A 16,399-nucleotide genomic window follows, 5' to 3' on the forward strand; every position below is an offset into this window, starting at 1 on the left:
TTCGGAACGCCGCGCCCGCATCCCGGCGCCTGAGACCAGGGTCAGCGACCGGCGTCGTAGAGGTGACGGCCGCCGTGGCTGAGCACCTTCACCACGACGCCGCGCCGGTGCAGCTCCGCGACGGTGCGCGTCTCCTCGTCGATGTCGCGACCGAGGGCGTGCACGTTCGCGACGACGAGCACGTCACCGCGGCCGAGCGTGCCGAACAGACGCACGAGGCGCTCTTCCCACGACTCGAGCGTCTCGGGGGCCGGATGCCGGAAGCCCTCGATCGGCACCCCGAAGCGGGTCAGCTCGCGGCGCTGCTCCACGACCGACGGCATGTCGTCGCGCGAGACGACGAGCCCGACGAGCCGGGCGCCGGCCGGACGGGCCAGCCACCAGTCGCGGTCGCGCTGCAGCTCGGTGAAGCACTTCGGGCACTCCGCCGCCGCGTGCGGAAGATGGATCGGGCTCGTCTGAGCGGATGCCGCGTCCGGCGCCCGCACCGTCGACGACGGCTCTGCCGCCGACTCCGTCAGCCCGCCCGCACCGTTCATGTCACGCCCCTTCGCTTGCCCATTCTCTCCTCCCCGTTCACGACTCGCCAAAACACGCCGTCGCGCGGCCGCGGCAGCGGCGTGTCTTGGCGACTCGCGGCCGGAACCACGCGTTGCGGCCGCGCGGCCGCGTCACGCCTCGTCGTCGAGCCGCAGCTCGAGACTCAGCTGATCGGCATCGAGTTCGGCCAGCGCGTGGCGCAGCGCCGCCGTGCTGAAGGCGCCGCCCGATGAGAGCTCGTTCAGCCGCCGGCGCATCGCCTCGATGAGCACCAGGCGCAGCTCGAGCGCATCGCGGGCGGCGGCCGTCGTCTCGTCGTCGGGCGGATCGAGCAGCTTCGTCCCGACGAACTCCACCAGCTCGTCCGGAAACGGCCTGCCGTCACGGCGACGCAGGCCCGGATCGGAGAGAGCGGATGCCGCGGCCTCCCGGAGCCGGTCGTCGAGGTCGGTCTGCTCCGCGCGGTCGAGCGGGGTGTCCCCGGTTGGCTTCAGGCGGAGCATCCGCACCAGCCACGGGAGGGTGAAGCCCTGGATCATGAGGCTGCCGACCGCGACGGCGAATGCGACGAAGACGAGGAGCGCCCGCTCGGGGGTGTCCGCGGGCAGCGTCTGGGCGGCGGCGAGCGTGACGACGCCGCGCATGCCCGCCCACACGATGACGGCGCCGTGCTTCCACCCGAGCGGCGACGCCTGGTAGTAGTTGAGGTCGCTCAGCGCGCGGGCGATGCGGCTCCGACCCGACGCGATCAGACGCTGCGATCGAGGATCGTCCGAGGAGAGCTCCTGGCCGCGCCGCCCGCGGCCGCCCGGACGCTCCGGCATCGCGTCACCGGCGGCGATCGCGTCGATGCGCTCGCCGATCTGCTCGAGGCGCTTGCGCTGGCGATCGCGCGCACGTCTGCTCTGCGCCCAGACGAGCACCGCCACGTAGGCGGCGCGCACCACGAGCAGGATGCCGAGCGCGCCCGCCGCGACGCCGATGCCCGTGCCGAGGCCGTCGTGCCGCTCGACATTGCCGGTGACGATCTCCTTGAGCTCGAGGCCCATCAGCAGGAACACCGCGCCCTCGAGCATCACCTCGATCGTGCGCCAGTTGTGCTCGTCCGACATCCGCTGCTCCGGCGTGAACCAGCGCGCGGAACCCTGACCGGTCACGATGCCCGCGACGACCGCGGCGACCAGACCCGAGCCGCCCAGCTCTTCGGTCGGCAGGTACGCCACGAACGGGATCACGAAGCCGATCGCGGTGTTCGCGGCGGAGTGGCCGATGAGCGACCGCAGCCGCAGGTTGAGGTATCCGACGATCGCGCCGATGACGACCGCCACCAGCACCCCCCACGCGAAGGCCGGCAGGAACCCCACGCCGATTTCGGCATCCTCCGTGGCCGATCCGACGGTCGTGATCGCGGCGGTGGCGACCATCGTGCGCAGCAGCACGAGCGCGGTGGCGTCGTTGAGCAGGCTCTCGCCCTCGAGCATCGTCACCACGCGGCCCGAGACCCCGAGGCGCTTGACGATCGAGGTCGCCACCGCGTCGGTCGGGCTGAGGATCGCGCCCACGGCCACGGCGATTGCCGGGTTGAGCCCGGGGATCACGAGCATCAGGAAGACGGCGAGGACGATCGAGCTCACGATCACGAGCAGGAAGGACAGCCCCGCGATCGGACCGAAGTCGCGGCGGAACTCGATCGCGGGCAGCGCGACGGCGGCCGAGTAGAGCAGTGGCGGCAGCACGCCGACGAGAATGAAGTCCGGATTCACCTGCGGCACGCTCACGAACGGGAGCAGCCCGACCCCGATCCCGATCAGCACCAGGATCAGCGGCCCGGCGATGTTGATCTTCGGCGCGACCGCCGTCGCCAGGGCGATCACGACGATGCCCAGGATGGCGAAGACGAGAATCTCCATGGCGGGCTACAGCACCCCGAGCGCGTCGACCGCCTCGCGTTCCGCCACGAGCTCGGAGACGGATGCCGCCAACCGCGCGCGTCCGCGATCGTCGAGCTCGAGCCCGTCGGCCACGCGGTACCCGTCGCCGTCGGACACCACGGGGAACGAGCACACCAGTCCCTCGGGAACCCCGTACTCGCCGCGCGAGACGACGGCGGCCGACGTCGTCCTGCCGGCGGTGCCGAGCTGCTCGTCGCGCACGTGCTCGATGGCGGCGTTCGCGGCGGAGGCGACCGACGACGACCCGCGCACCTCGATGATCTCCGCACCGCGCTTCGCGACGCGGGGGATGAAGACGTCGTCGAGCCATTCCTGCGCGGCGGCGAGGCCGCCCAGGCGTGCGGCCAGCGCATCGACCACCGGCTCGCCGCGGACCGTCGCGTGCGCGACATCCGGGAACTGGGTCGCCGAATGGTTCCCCCAGATCACGACTCCGGCGAGGTCGCCGGGCGGGGAGTCGAGGGCCTCGGCGAGCTGGCCCACGGCACGGTTGTGGTCGAGGCGCGTGAGCGCGGTGAACCGGTCGGCGGGCACGCCGGGCGCGGCGGCGGACGCGGCGATGAGCGCGTTCGTGTTCGCGGGGTTTCCCACGACCACCGCGCGCACATCGGCGGCGGCGACCTCTCCGATGGCCGCACCCTGGGGTCCGAAGATGCCGGCGTTGGCGGCGAGCAGGTCGGCGCGCTCCATGCCGGGGCCGCGCGGCCGGGCGCCGACGAGGAGGGCGACGTTCGCGCCGTCGAAGGCGACCCGCGGGTCGTCCGACAGCTCGACGCCGTGGAGCAGGGGGAACGCGCAGTCCTGCAGTTCGAGCGCCGCGCCCTCGGCCGCCCGCATGCCCTGCGGGATCTCGAGGAGCCGCAGGCGCACCGGGCGGTCGGCGCCGAGCATGTCCCCGGCGGCGATGCGGAACAGGAGCGCGTAGCCGATCTGGCCGCCGGCGCCAGTGATCGTGACGGTGGTGGGTTCGCTCGCCATGCCCAGAGCCTATTGCCGTGTCAAGGCTCCCCGCCCGCAAAGGTGGCCCACGGTACCGTGAGCGCATGACGTTCAACGACAACGCCAGCGTCGGGGGGAACACGGCACGTCGCCGCGGTGGCGGAGCGGCGATCGCCGGTGGCGGCATCGCCGGACTCGGCGCGCTGGCGGTGCTGCTGTTCCAGCTGTTCACCGGCACGGACATCTCGGGCCTCGTCGGCGGCGGCGGCGCCCCCGCGGGCGGCGACGACCAGGGGACGGCGATCGAGAACTGCCAGACCGGCGCCGACGCGAACGCACGGGACGACTGCCGCCTGGCCGCGGCATCCCTCGCCCTCGACGATTACTGGGAGGGCGAGGTGCAGGGCTACCAGGCCCCGCAGCTGATCATCGTCGACGGCGCGACGGGCACGCAGTGCGGCACCGCCTCGAACCAGACCGGGCCGTTCTACTGCCCGTCCGAGCAGAACGTCTACGTCGACCCCACCTTCTTCGCCCTGCTGCGTCAGCAGTTCGACGCGACGGCGGGTCCGCTCGCGCAGCTGTACGTGCTCGCGCACGAGTACGGACATCACATCCAGAACATCACCGGCATCATGCAGGACAATCCGAGCAACGGGACCGGACCGGACAGCAACGGGGTGCGCCTCGAGCTGCAGGCCGACTGCTTCGCCGGTGCATGGGTGGGCGACATGACCGAACAGGTGGACGAGAACGGGGTACCCTTCCTCGAGGCGCCCACGCAGCAGCAGATCGCCGACGCGATCAACGCCGCGCAGACCGTCGGCGACGACCACATCCAGCAGGAGTCGGGCGGCGCCGTGAATCCGGAGAGCTGGACCCACGGGTCGAGCGAGCAGCGGCAGCAGTGGTTCGAGACCGGGTATCGGAGCGGGGTGAGCGCCTGCCAGACTTTCGGCATTCCGGGGGGAAGCCTATGAACGAACACCTCGACGAGATCCTCTATCCGCCGATCGAGCCGTACGAGACCGGACAGCTGATCGTCGGCGACGGCAACAGGGTCTATTGGGAGCAGAGCGGCAACCCCGACGGCAAGCCCGTCGTGTTCCTCCACGGCGGACCCGGCGCGGGCACCTCCTCCTGGCACCGGCGGTTCTTCGATCCGGAGCGCTATCGCATCGTGCTGTTCGACCAGCGCGGCTGCGGCCTGTCGACGCCCCACGCGAGCGCGCCGGGCGCCGATCTGCGACACAACACGACGTGGCACCTCGTCGCCGACATGGAGCTGCTGCGCCGCAACCTCGGAATCGCGCAGTGGCAGGTCTTCGGCGGGTCGTGGGGGAGCGCCCTCGCCCTCGCCTATGCGCAGTCGCATCCCGAGGCCGTGGCCGAACTCGTGCTGCGGGGCATCTTCACCCTCCGTCGGCACGAACTGGAGTGGTTCTACGAAGGGGGTGCCTCCGCGGTCTTCCCCGACCTGTGGGAGGACTTCATCGCTCCGATCCCGGTGCTCGAGCGCTCGCGCATGATCGAGGCGTACCACCGCCGGCTGTTCGACCCCGATCCCGCGGTGCACACGCCGGCCGGCGTCGCCTGGTCGCAGTGGGAGGCCTCGACCCTCACCCTGCTCCCCGACCCCGCGCTCGTCGAGACGATGACCGAACCCGCGGCGGCGACCGCGTTCGCGCGGATCGAGAACCACTACTTCCTGCACGGGGGCTGGTTCGACGAGGGCCAGCTCATCGCCGGCGTCGATGCCGTCCGCGGTATCCCCGCCGTCATCGTCCAGGGCCGATTCGACATGTGCACACCGCCGATGACGGCTTGGGATCTGCACCGTGCCTGGCCCGAGGCGGAGCTCGTGATGATTCCGGATGCCGCGCACTCGGCATCCGAGCCCGGAATCGCCCGCGCGCTCCGCGCCGCAACGGACCGCTTCGCCGTTCAGGAAGTGCCCGGCTCGCCCTGATAGGGTGGAAGGACTTGCAGCGCATTCGCGCTTCTTGCGTCGTAGAACGCTTCCCTCGCCGCCGTCCCCGGGCACCACCCGCGCCAGACGCCGTCGGCTGAAAACTTTCGTACGGCGACCCGTGGGCGAAATACGCCACCGGCCACCGACCAGGGTGCGCACTCGCGCCCGGAGACATCTCATCCATGACTGACGTCACTTTCGGCACGCTCGGCGTGCCCCAGCCCCTCGTCGCCTCGCTGGCAGCCGAGGGCAAGATCACCGCGTTCCCGATCCAGGTCGACACGCTCCCCGACACCCTCGCCGGCCGCGACGTGCTCGGCCGCGGCAAGACCGGCTCGGGCAAGACCCTCGCCTTCTCGATCCCGATGGTCGCACGCCTCGGCGGCGCGCTCGCCGGCGGCCCGCGCCGCAAGGGCCGCCCGCTCGGACTCGTGCTCGCCCCCACCCGCGAACTCGCGACGCAGATCGATGCGGTGCTCGCGCCGCTCGCCAAGGCCTACGGCCTCACGACCACCACGATCTTCGGCGGCGTGAACCAGAACCGCCAGGTGCAGGCGCTCAACGCCGGCGTGGACATCATCGTCGCGTGCCCCGGCCGCCTCGAAGACCTCATGAAGCAGGGCTACGCCCACCTCGACGCGATCGAGATCACCGTCATCGACGAGGCCGACCACATGGCCGACCTCGGGTTCCTCCCCGTCGTCACGCGCATCCTGAACGCCACGCCGTCCGGCGGCCAGCGCCTGCTGTTCAGCGCGACGCTCGACAACGGCGTCGACAAGCTCGTGAACCGCTTCCTGCAGAACGAGGTGCTGCACTCCGTCGACGAGGCGCACTCGCCCGTCGCCGCGATGACGCACCACGTCTTCACGATGACCGACACCGACGCCAAGAAGGACGTCGTCACGGCGCTCGCCTCGGGCACGGGTCGCCGCATCCTCTTCATGCGCACCAAGCACCACGCGAAGAAGCTCGCCAAGCAGCTGACCTCCCAGGGCATCCCCTCGGTCGACCTGCACGGCAACCTCTCGCAGCCGCAGCGCGACCGCAACCTCGCGGCCTTCTCGGCCGGCACCGCCAAGGTGCTCGTCGCGACCGATGTCGCCGCCCGCGGTGTGCACGTCGACGACGTCGAGCTCGTGATCCACGTCGACCCGCCGACCGAGCACAAGGCGTACCTCCACCGCTCGGGCCGCACGGCTCGTGCCGGTGCCGAGGGCGCCGTCGTGACCCTCGTGCTCCCGGGCCAGGAGAAGGACGTCGCGCAGCTCCTGCGCAAGGCTGCCATCTCGGTCACCCCGGTGGCCGTCACCGCCGAGTCGGCGCAGGTCGCCGAGCTCGTCGGCGAGGTCGCGGCCTACGTCAAGCCCGAGCCGGTGCAGCAGCACGCCCAGGGCGGCGGACGCAGCCAGGGCGCGAACGCGCAGCGCAAGCGCGCGGCCCGCGATCAGAACGGCGGCGGCGAGCGTCGCGGCGGCCAGCGCCGGACAGCGGATGCCTCGTGCCGCTCGCAGGGCGAAGGTTCCGGTCGCGGCCAGGGCGGTCGCTCGCAGAGCGCGGATCGCACGCAGGGTTCGGGCCGTTCGGATCGCGCCCAGTCGGGCCACCAGCGCTCCGACCAGAGCGCCGGACACGCGCGCGCATCGCAGCCGGCACAGGGCAACCCCCGCACCCCGGGACGCCGCGCCTCCTCCGGCAGCGCCGGCAAGCTGATGGTCGGCTCGGTCGTGCGTCAGAACGGCGGCAACCGCCGCACCGGTCGCTGACACCTCCCGCGTCGCGCGCGACGAAATCTTGCGCGCGAACGTCATGATTCCTGGTCACGGGGCGTCTATAAGTCTGTGGGATGTTCTGGACGTCCCAGAGATGGGGCTTCATGACTTCGCGCGTACGCCGCCGCGTCACGGCGGTGCTGGCCACCCTTGTCGGATTCGTGCTGGGCGTCTCCGGAGCGATCGGAGCGCAGGCAGCGCCCCCGTTCGCGACGGAGGCGACTCTCACGTCGATCTCGTTCGTGCAGTCCTCGGTGGAATCCGGGCAGCTCGCGGAACTCGAGGGCACGTGGGAGCTGCCGGATAACCCGGCGACGCCGGCCGGATTCGTCGTCCCGCTTCCGGAGGGGCTCCAGGGTCTTTCGGATGCGTTCCCGCTGCTGGCACCCGACGGCGTGACGGAGATGGGCCAGTGCACGGTGACCGAGACGGAGATCGTCTGCGACCTCGACAGCGCCTATCTGGCCGAGCATCCGCTCAACATCTCGGGCTCGTTCAACTTCTGGGCGGAGGTGACCACGGTGGTCACCGAGGACCAAGAGGTGACCTACGACTTCGGCGACGCCTCCACGACGGTCGTCGTCACGCCCGGCGCGTGCCCGGACTGCGTGTTCGACGGCACCAACAACAACAAGCGCGGCGAGTACGACCCGGACACCGACACCATCACCTGGGTGGTCGGCGTCAAGGCGCCCGCGACCGGCATGGCCGGCGGTGAGACGGTGACAGTGGTCGATCTCCCCGGCCCGGGTCAGGAGATCCTCCCCGGTACGTTCGTCCGGCACACCGATGAGATCGGCGTGCAGCCCGACGGCGAGACCGGGCCGATCGGCTGGCACCCCAAGCCGGCGGGCGAATACTCGGTCTCGGCCGACAACTCCACGGTCACCTTCGTGAGCGAGCCCGGGTACTTCTACCGTGTCGTGTACACGACGCGCATCACCGACGGTGGCGCGGAGCAGATCTATACGAACGACGCCGAGATCACGATCACGGGGCAGGGCACGGTCACCGTGTCGGACGAGGTCGAGCGCTTCGGCGGCGGCGGCAACGGCGGCGGCGACCGGGTGGGCCGATTCTCGATCACGAAGGACGTCCTGTGGCCGTCCGACCCGATTCCCTCGCTGGTCTTCGAGGGGACGTTCACCGTGACCGCGCCGGACGGCACGGTCACGAACGGCCAGTTCACCGTGCAGGACGGGTCCACGTGGACCAGCGAGCCCTACCTCGGCGGCTCCGTCATCCACCTCGAGGAGTTCGCTCCGACGCAGCCGGCCTCCTTCGACTGGGCCACCCCGGTGTTCTCGATGAACGACTTCCTGGTGCCCTACGGCGCCGTCGCGGCGGTGACGCTCACCAACGAGGCGGCCCTGGCGACGGGCGTCTTCTCCGCAGCCAAGGCGCTGACCGGCAACGCAGTCGACCTGGTCCCGGCGGACGCCACGTTCACACTGACCTACACCTACCCGGCAGGGGCGGGCTTCCCCGCCGGAAGCGGCTCGCTGACGCTGCCCGCCGACGGGACCGTCGTGCCGTCCGAGCCCCTCCCGGTGGGCGCGGTCCTCACGCTCGCCGAGCTCACTCCCGACGATGTGGACGGAGCCACGTGGGACACGCCGCAGCTGTCCACCCGCACCGTCACCATCGCGCGCGACACGCTCGTGGAGGTCATCGTCACGAACACGATCACCGCCCCACCGCCCGTGACACCGCCGACGCCGCCGCGCGTCCTCGCGACCACAGGGTCCGCCTTCCCGGCGCTCCCCGTCACCGGCATGGCCGTTCTGGCTGCCATCGCGGGCGGCATCCTGGTGCAGCGGTCACGCGTGCGCCGGGAGGACTGACCCGACCGGCCGCACCCGAGACCCTGGCAGGTCGGGTGCGGCCGGTCGCACCATCGCGGCTCAGACCCCGCGGATGAGGTCCGCGGCGACCTCGCCGATGACGATCGCGGGGGCGTTCGTGTGGCCGCGGATCACCGTGGGCATGATGGAGGCGTCGGCGACGCGCAGTCCGCTCACCCCGCGCACCCGCAGTTCGGGGTCGACCGGGGACGCGGCATCCGTTCCCATGCGGGCCGTGCCCACGGGGTGGTAGAGCGTGTGGGAGTAGCGACGCAGCGACAGCTCGGCACGCTCCGTCGGCGACAGCCTCTCGCCGCCCTCGGGCTGGATCCAGCCGGCGGTCGTCACCGCGCGCAGCGCGTCGGTGGCGATGAGGCGCTCGCACTCGGCGAGGCCGGCCAGCATCGTCGCCTCGTCGATGCCGTCCGGATCGGTGAGGTAGCGGGGGTCGATCACGGCCTTCGCGGCCGGATCCGCCGACGCGAGACGGATCGTGCCGCGGCTCTTCGGGCGCAGCAGGATCGCGCCGACGGTGATGCCCTCGCCGGGCGTCGGCACCAGGCCTTCACCGACGTACGGCACCGGCGCGAAGATGATCTCGATGTCCGGCAGGGTGCCGGGCACTCCCGCTCGCTCCGCGACCTCGGTGCGCACGAATCCGCAGGCTTCGCCGACGTTCGAGGTCAGCATGCCCTTGCGCGCCGTGAGGTAGCGCCCGAGCTGTGCGACGCGCTCGGCGCCGTAGAGCGTGCCTCCTCGAGCGGCGGGGGCGAGACCCGCGACCAGGTGGTCCTGCAGGTTCGCTCCGACCTCGGGCGAATCCACGACGACGTCGATGCCGTGCTCGGCGAGATGAGCCGCAGGACCGATGCCGCTGAGCATGAGCAGCTGCGGGGTGTTGATGGCTCCGCCCGACAGGATCACCTCTCGGCGGGCGGTCGCGTGGCGGGTGACGCCATCGATCTCGACGTAGACCCCGGTTGCCCGCGGCTGATCGTCGCCGGGAGCGAACGTCACCCGGCGCACGAGGGCGTGGGTGACGACGCGCAGACTGCGTCGCCGCCGCGCCGGCTTCAGATACGCATCCGCCGTCGAGGCGCGCGCGCCGCGGTGCTGCGAGACCATCGTCTGGCTGAAGCCCTGGCCCTCGGGGAGGTTTGCGGGCGTGATCGGATGCCCGGCCTCACGCGCAGCATCGAGAAAAGCCGCCGTGTGCGGTCGCGGATCGCGCTGATGCTCCACGGCCTGGGGTCCTCCGGCGCCGTGGTCGTCGTCGACCGGGCCTTCGGTGCGCTCGACGCGCCGGAAGCGGGGCAGCAGGGCCTGCCACGACCACGTCGGACCGGCGGTCTCGGCCCATTCGTCGTAGTCGGCGGCGAATCCCCGCACCCACATCATCGCGTTGAGCGACGAGGACCCGCCGAGCGTCTTGCCGCGCGGCCAGAACACCGTGCGGCCCTCGAGTCGCTCCTGCGGCACGGTGTCGTAGCCCCAGTCGTAGGGTCCGCGGAAGAGCTTGGAGAACGCGGCGGGCACGTGCAGCTCGAGCGCCGAGTCGGGTCCGCCGGCCTCGAGCAGCAGGACCGACACCGACGGGTCCTCGCTGAGGCGTGCGGCCAGCGCCGCGCCCGCGGAGCCGGCGCCGACGACGATGTAGTCCGCGACCAGCTCGGGGGACCGGCGCGCTCTCATGCCCGGAACGCCTGCGCGAGCGTTCCGGCGAGCTTGGCGAAGTTCCCGTCGATGCGGAACCGCGTGAAGCCCTCCGACACCGCAGCCCCCGTGCGCGATGACACGAACCACGGCGGCTTCGGCAGCACCGAGAACGACCGGCCGCGGGAGCGGTTCAGCGCCTTCGGCTCGAGCGCGCGCGGGAACGGGCGGAAGGGTCCTCGTGTGACGGCTCGTTCGATGTGGTCGAGCAGCAGGGCGTTGTGCACGACGCCCAGGCCGCTCTGCACGTCCTGCAGGGTGGCGCCGGGGAACCCACCCCACGGCAGGGTCGGCGTGAGGAAGCCGAACGCCGTCCAGGAGTTGATCGCCACCGTCCCGTAGTGCAGGTCGGCCATCGCTCGCTCGAAGCCGTCGCCGAGTGCCGCCTGCGTGACGGGGTCGATCAGCACGTTGGCGCCGAGGGTGCCGACGAGCTCGTCATTGGCATGGGCGACGGCGCGGTCGAGGAACTCCTGTCCGTTGCCGGGCAGCGAAACCACGCCGAGCACCGGCGCGAAGTACTCGGTGGTCTCGATCGCCGTGGCCGCCTCGCCGGGCACGGTCTCGACGAGCGCGCGGGTGCCGTCGCCGCACCACGTCGCGTCGGGATAGTCGGATGCCGCGGCCGCCAGCTTCTCGTCGCTCCGGGGATACCAGACCGGCCGGGCGGGGGCGGCATCCAGAGCGGTGCGCAGTGCCGCGAGGAACGCCTCGCGCTGCGGCCAGTCGGCGCTGAGGAGCACGACCTGACCGGCGATGCAGTTGTGCCCGGAGTTGTAGAGCCGCATCGTCGCGACGTGCTCGGCCTGGAACGCCAGGTCGGCCGCGCTCCACTGGCCCGGCACGATGATGATCGGCGAGACGCCGCCGAGCTCCGCCGTGATCGGCTTCTTGAGCTTCGGGCGGTCCTCGCGCCGGCGCCGGGTGGTCGCCGCCGCGGCCGGACCCGAGGATGGGCCCCACACGATCGCGTCGAAGGTGGGCTCGGCGCCGGTGATGTGCACGTGGGCGATGCCGGGGTGCTCGGCGAGATAGCCGCCCACGTCGCCACCGCCCCGCACGATGCGCAGGAAGCCGGGTTCGATGAGCGGAGCGAGCGCCCGTTCGAAGACCGGCACCAGGGCGTCCTGCGTGGGGTTGACCTTGAGGATCGCCACCCGATTGTGCGCGATGAGCTCGTACATCACGTCGAGCACGGGGATCGAGGTGACGTTCCCCGCGCCCAGCACGAGGCCGACGCCGCCCGACTCGGTCGGCGTGAGCTGGGCGAGTCCGGCATCGCGCCGCACGTCGGCCTCGGTCACGCCGGGCTCGAACCACACCTCGCCGGTGTAGCCCGACAGCAGCATGCCGTCGATCGCGGACAGCGGGAACACGTGCGCGCGGACGCGGCCGCCGGGAGCGGCATCCGTCTTCACACTCTTCAGCGTGCTCTCGCCCTGCGCCAGCGCCGCGAGCGAGTCGCGGTACGCGTCGAGAGCGACGAGTGTCGCGTACGGCCCCGAGAGCCACTCCTCGCCGGCGAGCGGATGCCCGGGCTCTATGCCCTTCGACGCGGATGCGACGCCGGCCCACTCCTCGGCGACCGCGGCGACGGCCGCGCGCACACGGCCGATCAGGCGGGCCCGCTGGTCGAGGGTGAGGTGGGACCAGGTGCGGGAGCCGGTCTGGAGCTCGGCGATCGCGGTGTCGAGCGTCGTCGACTCCTCATCGGGCAGAGCGGACCTGCGGGCGGATGACTTCGCAGCGGCGGCCTGGGGCACGAGCGCTCTCCTTCGGGCGGGGATCTCAGTCTACGTCGGCTCGCTGGAACGCGATCTCATGCCTGCTGCGACTGGATGTCGCCGCGTCGCAGGGGATACCGGCGCAGGGTGAGCAGGCTGATCGCGATGAGCACGGCGGGTGCGAGGCTGAAGCTCACGACGATGCCGGTGACCGCGGCATCCGGCTGCGCCACCGTCTCACCGGCCGTCGACGAGACGTACCCGGTCACCGCGAGGATGAGGGACAGCGCCGTCGCGCCGAGGGCGAACCCGACGGTCTCCCCCGCGGTCCACACGCCGCTGAACGCTCCCGCGCGCCCGGCGCCGTGCGTCCGCTCGTCGTGCGAGATGACGTCGGGCAGCATCGCCATCGGCAGGGACTGCATGCCGGCGTAGGCGATGCCCGCCACGGCGACCGGCGCGTAGATCCACTCGCCCGGTGCCCACAGCACGCCGAGGATCGACAGCGCCGCGATGCCGAACACGACGCTCGCGATCGCGAAGGCGCGTTCCTTGCCGATGCGGCGCGCGACGACGCCCCACGCGGGCGCCGCGAACAGGGCGGGGGCGATCAGCGCGACGAACAGCAGCTCGACGGCGGCCTCGGAGTGCAGCACCCACGTCGCGACGTACTGCGCGCCGGCGAGCATGAGTCCGGTCGCCAGCGCCTGGAGCACGAACGTCGACAGCAGAGCCCGGAAGGGAGCGCTGCGACGGAGGGAGCGGATGCCTTCGCTGAAGTGCTCCCGCATCGACGGCGCCGGACCGGCGTCCGGGCCGGCGTCGCGAGAGGAGGGGATGTCACCGGGGGAGGATGAATCCGAGGCGTCCGATCCTCGTCTCGTCGCATCTCCTCCGCCGGAGACGGCCGAGCGGGCGCGCCGGGCGACCGTGGTCGCGACCAGCATCCCGAGTCCGATCACGACACCCGCGACCACACCCATGACGAGGTAGCCGGTGACCGGGTCCTCGCTCGTGCGCCGCAGCGCCGGGCCCCCGGCGCCGAAGAGCAGGATCGACAGCGTCAGCACCACGACCCGCCAGGTCAGCAGGCGCGTGCGCTCGTCGTAGTCCCGGGTGAGCTCGGCGGGGAGCGCGATGTAGGGCACCTGGAAGAGGCTGAACGCCGTCGCGGTGAGCGTGAACGCGAGGAACACCCAGATCGCCGCCGCGAGGGGCCCGATCGCCGGCGGCACCGCGAAGGTGAGGGCGAACAGCACCGGGATGCTGCACGCTCCGACGAGCATGAGGCGGCGGCGCGTGCCGTGGCGTGCGAGGTCGCGGTCGGTGAGTGCGCCGATCACGGGGTCGATCACGATGTCCCACACCTTGGCGAGGATGATCACGAGACCGGCCGCGAGCGCCGCGACGCCCAGCGAGTCGGTCAGGTAGTAGGTCAGCACCAGGCCCGGGAGCGTGGCGAATCCGCCCGTGCCGAGGGATCCGGTGGCATAGCGGGCGATCGTGCCGCGGGAGAGTCGGGCAGGGGCGAGGGATGCTGCGGCCTCGGGCGAGCCGGGAGCCTCATTGCTCATCGCGCCAGTGTAGGGCCGGCGGAGGGGTCCGTTTGTGCGGGCGAATGCGTGAGTCGCATCCGACCTGAGCGTGCTTTCTCCCGCACGAACGGACGGAGGGCCTGGGCCTGGCTCCGGGCTCAGGCCTCGGCGCGCACCGCCGCCTCGACCGCGCGCATTCCGGCGAGCGTCTCGGCGAAGCTCGTCGACAGCGGCGAGAGGCCGATGCGCAGACCGCCCGGGTCGCGGTAGTCCGGGATGACGTCGTCGCGCCACAGGCGCGCGGTGACAGCGCGCATCGCCGGGTGCGAGAGGGTCACGTGCCCGCCGCGCTCTGCGGCGTCGCGGGGTGAGGCCAGCTCGACGCCGAGCGGGGCGAGCAGCACGTCCGCCACCCGCACGGCGAAATCGGTGAGCGCGACCGACTTCGCCCGGATCGCGTCGATCCCGGCGTCCTCGATCAGCGCGAGGGTGTCCTGCATCGCGAGCATCCCGACGATCGGCGGTGTGCCCGACAGGAACCGCCGCATCCCCTCGGCCGGCCGGTACTCCGGGCCCATCGCGAACACCTCGGCCGTACCCATCCACCCCTGGATCGGCTGCGCGAGCGCCTCCTGATGCCGGGCGGCGACGTAGGCGAACGCGGGGGAGCCCGGCCCGCCGTTGAGGTACTTGTACGTGCAGCCGACCGCGAGGTCGAAGCCCCACTCGTCGGCCCGCACCGGCACCGAGCCGGCCGAGTGGCACAGGTCCCACACGACGAGCGCCCCGGCGTCGCGGGCGATCTCGGTGAACGTCGCGGCATCGGCCAGATATCCCGACCGGTACGCGACATGGCTCAGCAGCACGACCGCGGTGGACGGGCCGACCGCCGCCCGCAGGGACTCGGCCGTGACGCCCGCCGAGAGGTCGACGTCGATCCAGCGCACCCGGCCGCCGCGCTCGCGCGCGATGCCGTCGACGAGGTAGCGGTCGGTCGGGAAGTTGTCGCGGTCCACCACGATCTCCACCCGGGCGGGGTCCGCGGCGTGCTGCGCGTCGAAGGCCGCCCGCACGAGCTTGTAGAGCAGCACCGTCGTGGAGTCGCCGACGACGGTCTGACCGGGGGCGGCGCCGATGACGGCGCGGCCGATCGTGTCGCCGATCTCGAAGGGGAGCAGCATCCACGACTCGTCCCACCCTCGGATGAGGCGGCCGCCCCACTCCTCGGTCGCGAATCGCGACAGTCGCTCGACGCTCGTGCGCGGCGGGCGTCCGAGCGAGTTCCCGTCGAAGTAGACGAGCGACGTGTCGGCGCCGACGAACGCGTCGCGGTGGTGCCGCAGCGGGTCGGCGGCGTCGAGAGCGGATGCCTCGCCCTCGAGCTGCGCCCCGACGGCGGCGTGCGGGTCAGTGGTCGTCATGGATGAACTCCTCGGAGGGGACGACGGTCGCGCCGACCAGCCACCCGGCGACGTCGTCGAGCGAGGCGGGCGGCGGACCGGGGATGAACGTGGAGACCCCGGTGATCGAGGTCACCGGCCACGGGTCGCACAGCGCGTCGACGAGCGCGCCTCCCCGCACGGCCGCGTGGTCGAGCGCAGTCAGCTCGCCCGCGAGCACGCCGATCGGGCGGTCGCCGTTGCCGAGGTCGGTGCCGTAGAGCACGGACCCGCCGGCCGCGACGAAGGCGGCCAGGTTGGCTGACGCGGTGCGCGCGCCGACGGGGTCGGCGTGGTGGATGTCGAGCGTCGAGATCCATCGCTGACCGGATGCCGCCGCCCGGGCGACGACCGCGGCGTCGAGGGCTTCGCTGAACGGCGTGTGCGCGAGGACGTCGACGCCGGCGTCGAGTGCGAGCGCGGTCATCCCGGCTCCCTCGACGTGGGCGACGACCGGCAGATCGTGGATGCGCGCGGCAGCCACGATCGCATCGAGGGTCCTCGCGTCGAAGACCGGTCCGGCCGACGCGTTGAGCGCCACCTTGATCACGGACGCTCCGAACGAGGCCTGCTCATCGACGGCCGTGCCGGCGCCGCCGGGGATCCCCGGATGCAGAGAGACGTCCGTGACGGTGCGCACGATGGCATCCGGCGCCCAGCCGCGCCCGGACGGGTATCCGCCGACGGGCGTGAGGAACGCCCCGGCGTACGCGACGTGCGGGAGGCCGTCACCCCGGCGCGCCAGCTCGACCGGATCGCCTCCGAGGTCGACGACGCCGGCGATCCCGCCCTCGGCGAGCGTGTGCTCGTCGATGAGATGCAGGTGCACGTGATGGTCGACGAACGGCGGCAGCGACACCCCGGTCTCGCCGGTGAGCGCGCGGCGGCACACCCGCGCCGCGGAGCCGAGGAGCCCCCGCAGCGCGTGTCTCGATACGCGCCTGGCGGCGCTACTCGACAACCGGGGGT

Annotated in this window: 12 protein-coding genes; 4 read left to right on the plus strand and 8 right to left on the minus strand. The window is 72.0% G+C overall.

Features of this window, described 5'->3' with window-relative positions:
• Nucleotides 1–41 precede the first annotated feature (41 nt).
• The 3 genes from ASD93_RS14215 to ASD93_RS14225 form a co-directional block, all read right to left on the minus strand.
• On the minus strand, nucleotides 42–539 hold the full coding sequence (locus ASD93_RS14215; protein ID WP_056123902.1) for a recombinase family protein: 498 nt from the start codon (nucleotides 537–539) through the stop codon (nucleotides 42–44).
• 132 nt (nucleotides 540–671) lie between these two features.
• Complete coding sequence (locus tag ASD93_RS14220; RefSeq protein WP_056123904.1) at nucleotides 672–2,450, minus strand: cation:proton antiporter; 1,779 nt, start codon at nucleotides 2,448–2,450, stop codon at nucleotides 672–674.
• A 6-nt stretch (nucleotides 2,451–2,456) separates the two neighbouring features.
• On the minus strand, nucleotides 2,457–3,470 hold the full coding sequence (locus ASD93_RS14225) for a malate dehydrogenase (RefSeq protein WP_056123908.1): 1,014 nt from the start codon (nucleotides 3,468–3,470) through the stop codon (nucleotides 2,457–2,459).
• 65 nt (nucleotides 3,471–3,535) lie between these two features.
• On the opposite strand from ASD93_RS14225, the gene ASD93_RS14230 reads away from it, so the two are divergent.
• The 4 genes from ASD93_RS14230 (at nucleotide 3,536) to ASD93_RS14245 (ending at nucleotide 9,019) form a co-directional block, all read left to right on the plus strand.
• On the plus strand, nucleotides 3,536–4,411 hold the full coding sequence (locus tag ASD93_RS14230; protein ID WP_056123911.1) for a neutral zinc metallopeptidase: 876 nt from the start codon (nucleotides 3,536–3,538) through the stop codon (nucleotides 4,409–4,411).
• The gene (gene pip, locus ASD93_RS14235; protein WP_056123915.1) at nucleotides 4,408–5,400 is read left to right on the plus strand and encodes a prolyl aminopeptidase; all 993 of its coding nucleotides are present in this window, start codon (nucleotides 4,408–4,410) and stop codon (nucleotides 5,398–5,400) included. The genes ASD93_RS14230 and pip overlap by 4 nt, the downstream gene beginning before the upstream one ends.
• Nucleotides 5,401–5,585: 185 nt before the next feature.
• Nucleotides 5,586–7,169, plus strand: a complete 1,584-nt coding sequence (locus tag ASD93_RS14240; RefSeq protein ID WP_056123917.1) for a DEAD/DEAH box helicase — start codon at nucleotides 5,586–5,588, stop codon at nucleotides 7,167–7,169.
• A gap of 110 nt (nucleotides 7,170–7,279) precedes the next feature.
• Nucleotides 7,280–9,019, plus strand: coding sequence for a DUF5979 domain-containing protein (locus ASD93_RS14245; protein WP_162253401.1), 1,740 nt, complete (start codon nucleotides 7,280–7,282; stop codon nucleotides 9,017–9,019).
• A 60-nt stretch (nucleotides 9,020–9,079) separates the two neighbouring features.
• On the opposite strand, the gene ASD93_RS14250 is transcribed toward ASD93_RS14245, so the two are convergent.
• The 5 genes from ASD93_RS14250 to ASD93_RS14270 all read right to left on the minus strand — a co-directional run bounded on the left by ASD93_RS14250 (nucleotide 9,080) and on the right by ASD93_RS14270 (nucleotide 16,322).
• Nucleotides 9,080–10,711 carry a GMC family oxidoreductase gene (locus ASD93_RS14250; RefSeq protein WP_056123923.1) on the minus strand — a complete coding sequence of 544 codons (1,632 nt, stop codon included), beginning with the start codon at nucleotides 10,709–10,711 and terminating at the stop codon, nucleotides 9,080–9,082.
• On the minus strand, nucleotides 10,708–12,495 hold the full coding sequence (locus tag ASD93_RS14255) for an aldehyde dehydrogenase family protein (RefSeq protein ID WP_082569349.1): 1,788 nt from the start codon (nucleotides 12,493–12,495) through the stop codon (nucleotides 10,708–10,710). Before ASD93_RS14255 ends, ASD93_RS14250 begins: the two co-directional genes overlap by 4 nt.
• A gap of 56 nt (nucleotides 12,496–12,551) precedes the next feature.
• Nucleotides 12,552–14,030, minus strand: a complete 1,479-nt coding sequence (locus ASD93_RS14260; RefSeq protein ID WP_056123926.1) for an MFS transporter — start codon at nucleotides 14,028–14,030, stop codon at nucleotides 12,552–12,554.
• 119 nt (nucleotides 14,031–14,149) lie between these two features.
• Nucleotides 14,150–15,412 carry a kynureninase gene (locus tag ASD93_RS14265; protein ID WP_056123929.1) on the minus strand — a complete coding sequence of 421 codons (1,263 nt, stop codon included), beginning with the start codon at nucleotides 15,410–15,412 and terminating at the stop codon, nucleotides 14,150–14,152.
• The gene (locus ASD93_RS14270; protein ID WP_235566963.1) at nucleotides 15,399–16,322 is read right to left on the minus strand and encodes a hypothetical protein; all 924 of its coding nucleotides are present in this window, start codon (nucleotides 16,320–16,322) and stop codon (nucleotides 15,399–15,401) included. Before ASD93_RS14270 ends, ASD93_RS14265 begins: the two co-directional genes overlap by 14 nt.
• Between the last annotated feature and the right edge of the window lie 77 nt (nucleotides 16,323–16,399).

The organism is Microbacterium sp. Root180 (assembly GCF_001428485.1).
Classification (GTDB): Bacteria; Actinomycetota; Actinomycetes; order Actinomycetales; family Microbacteriaceae; genus Microbacterium.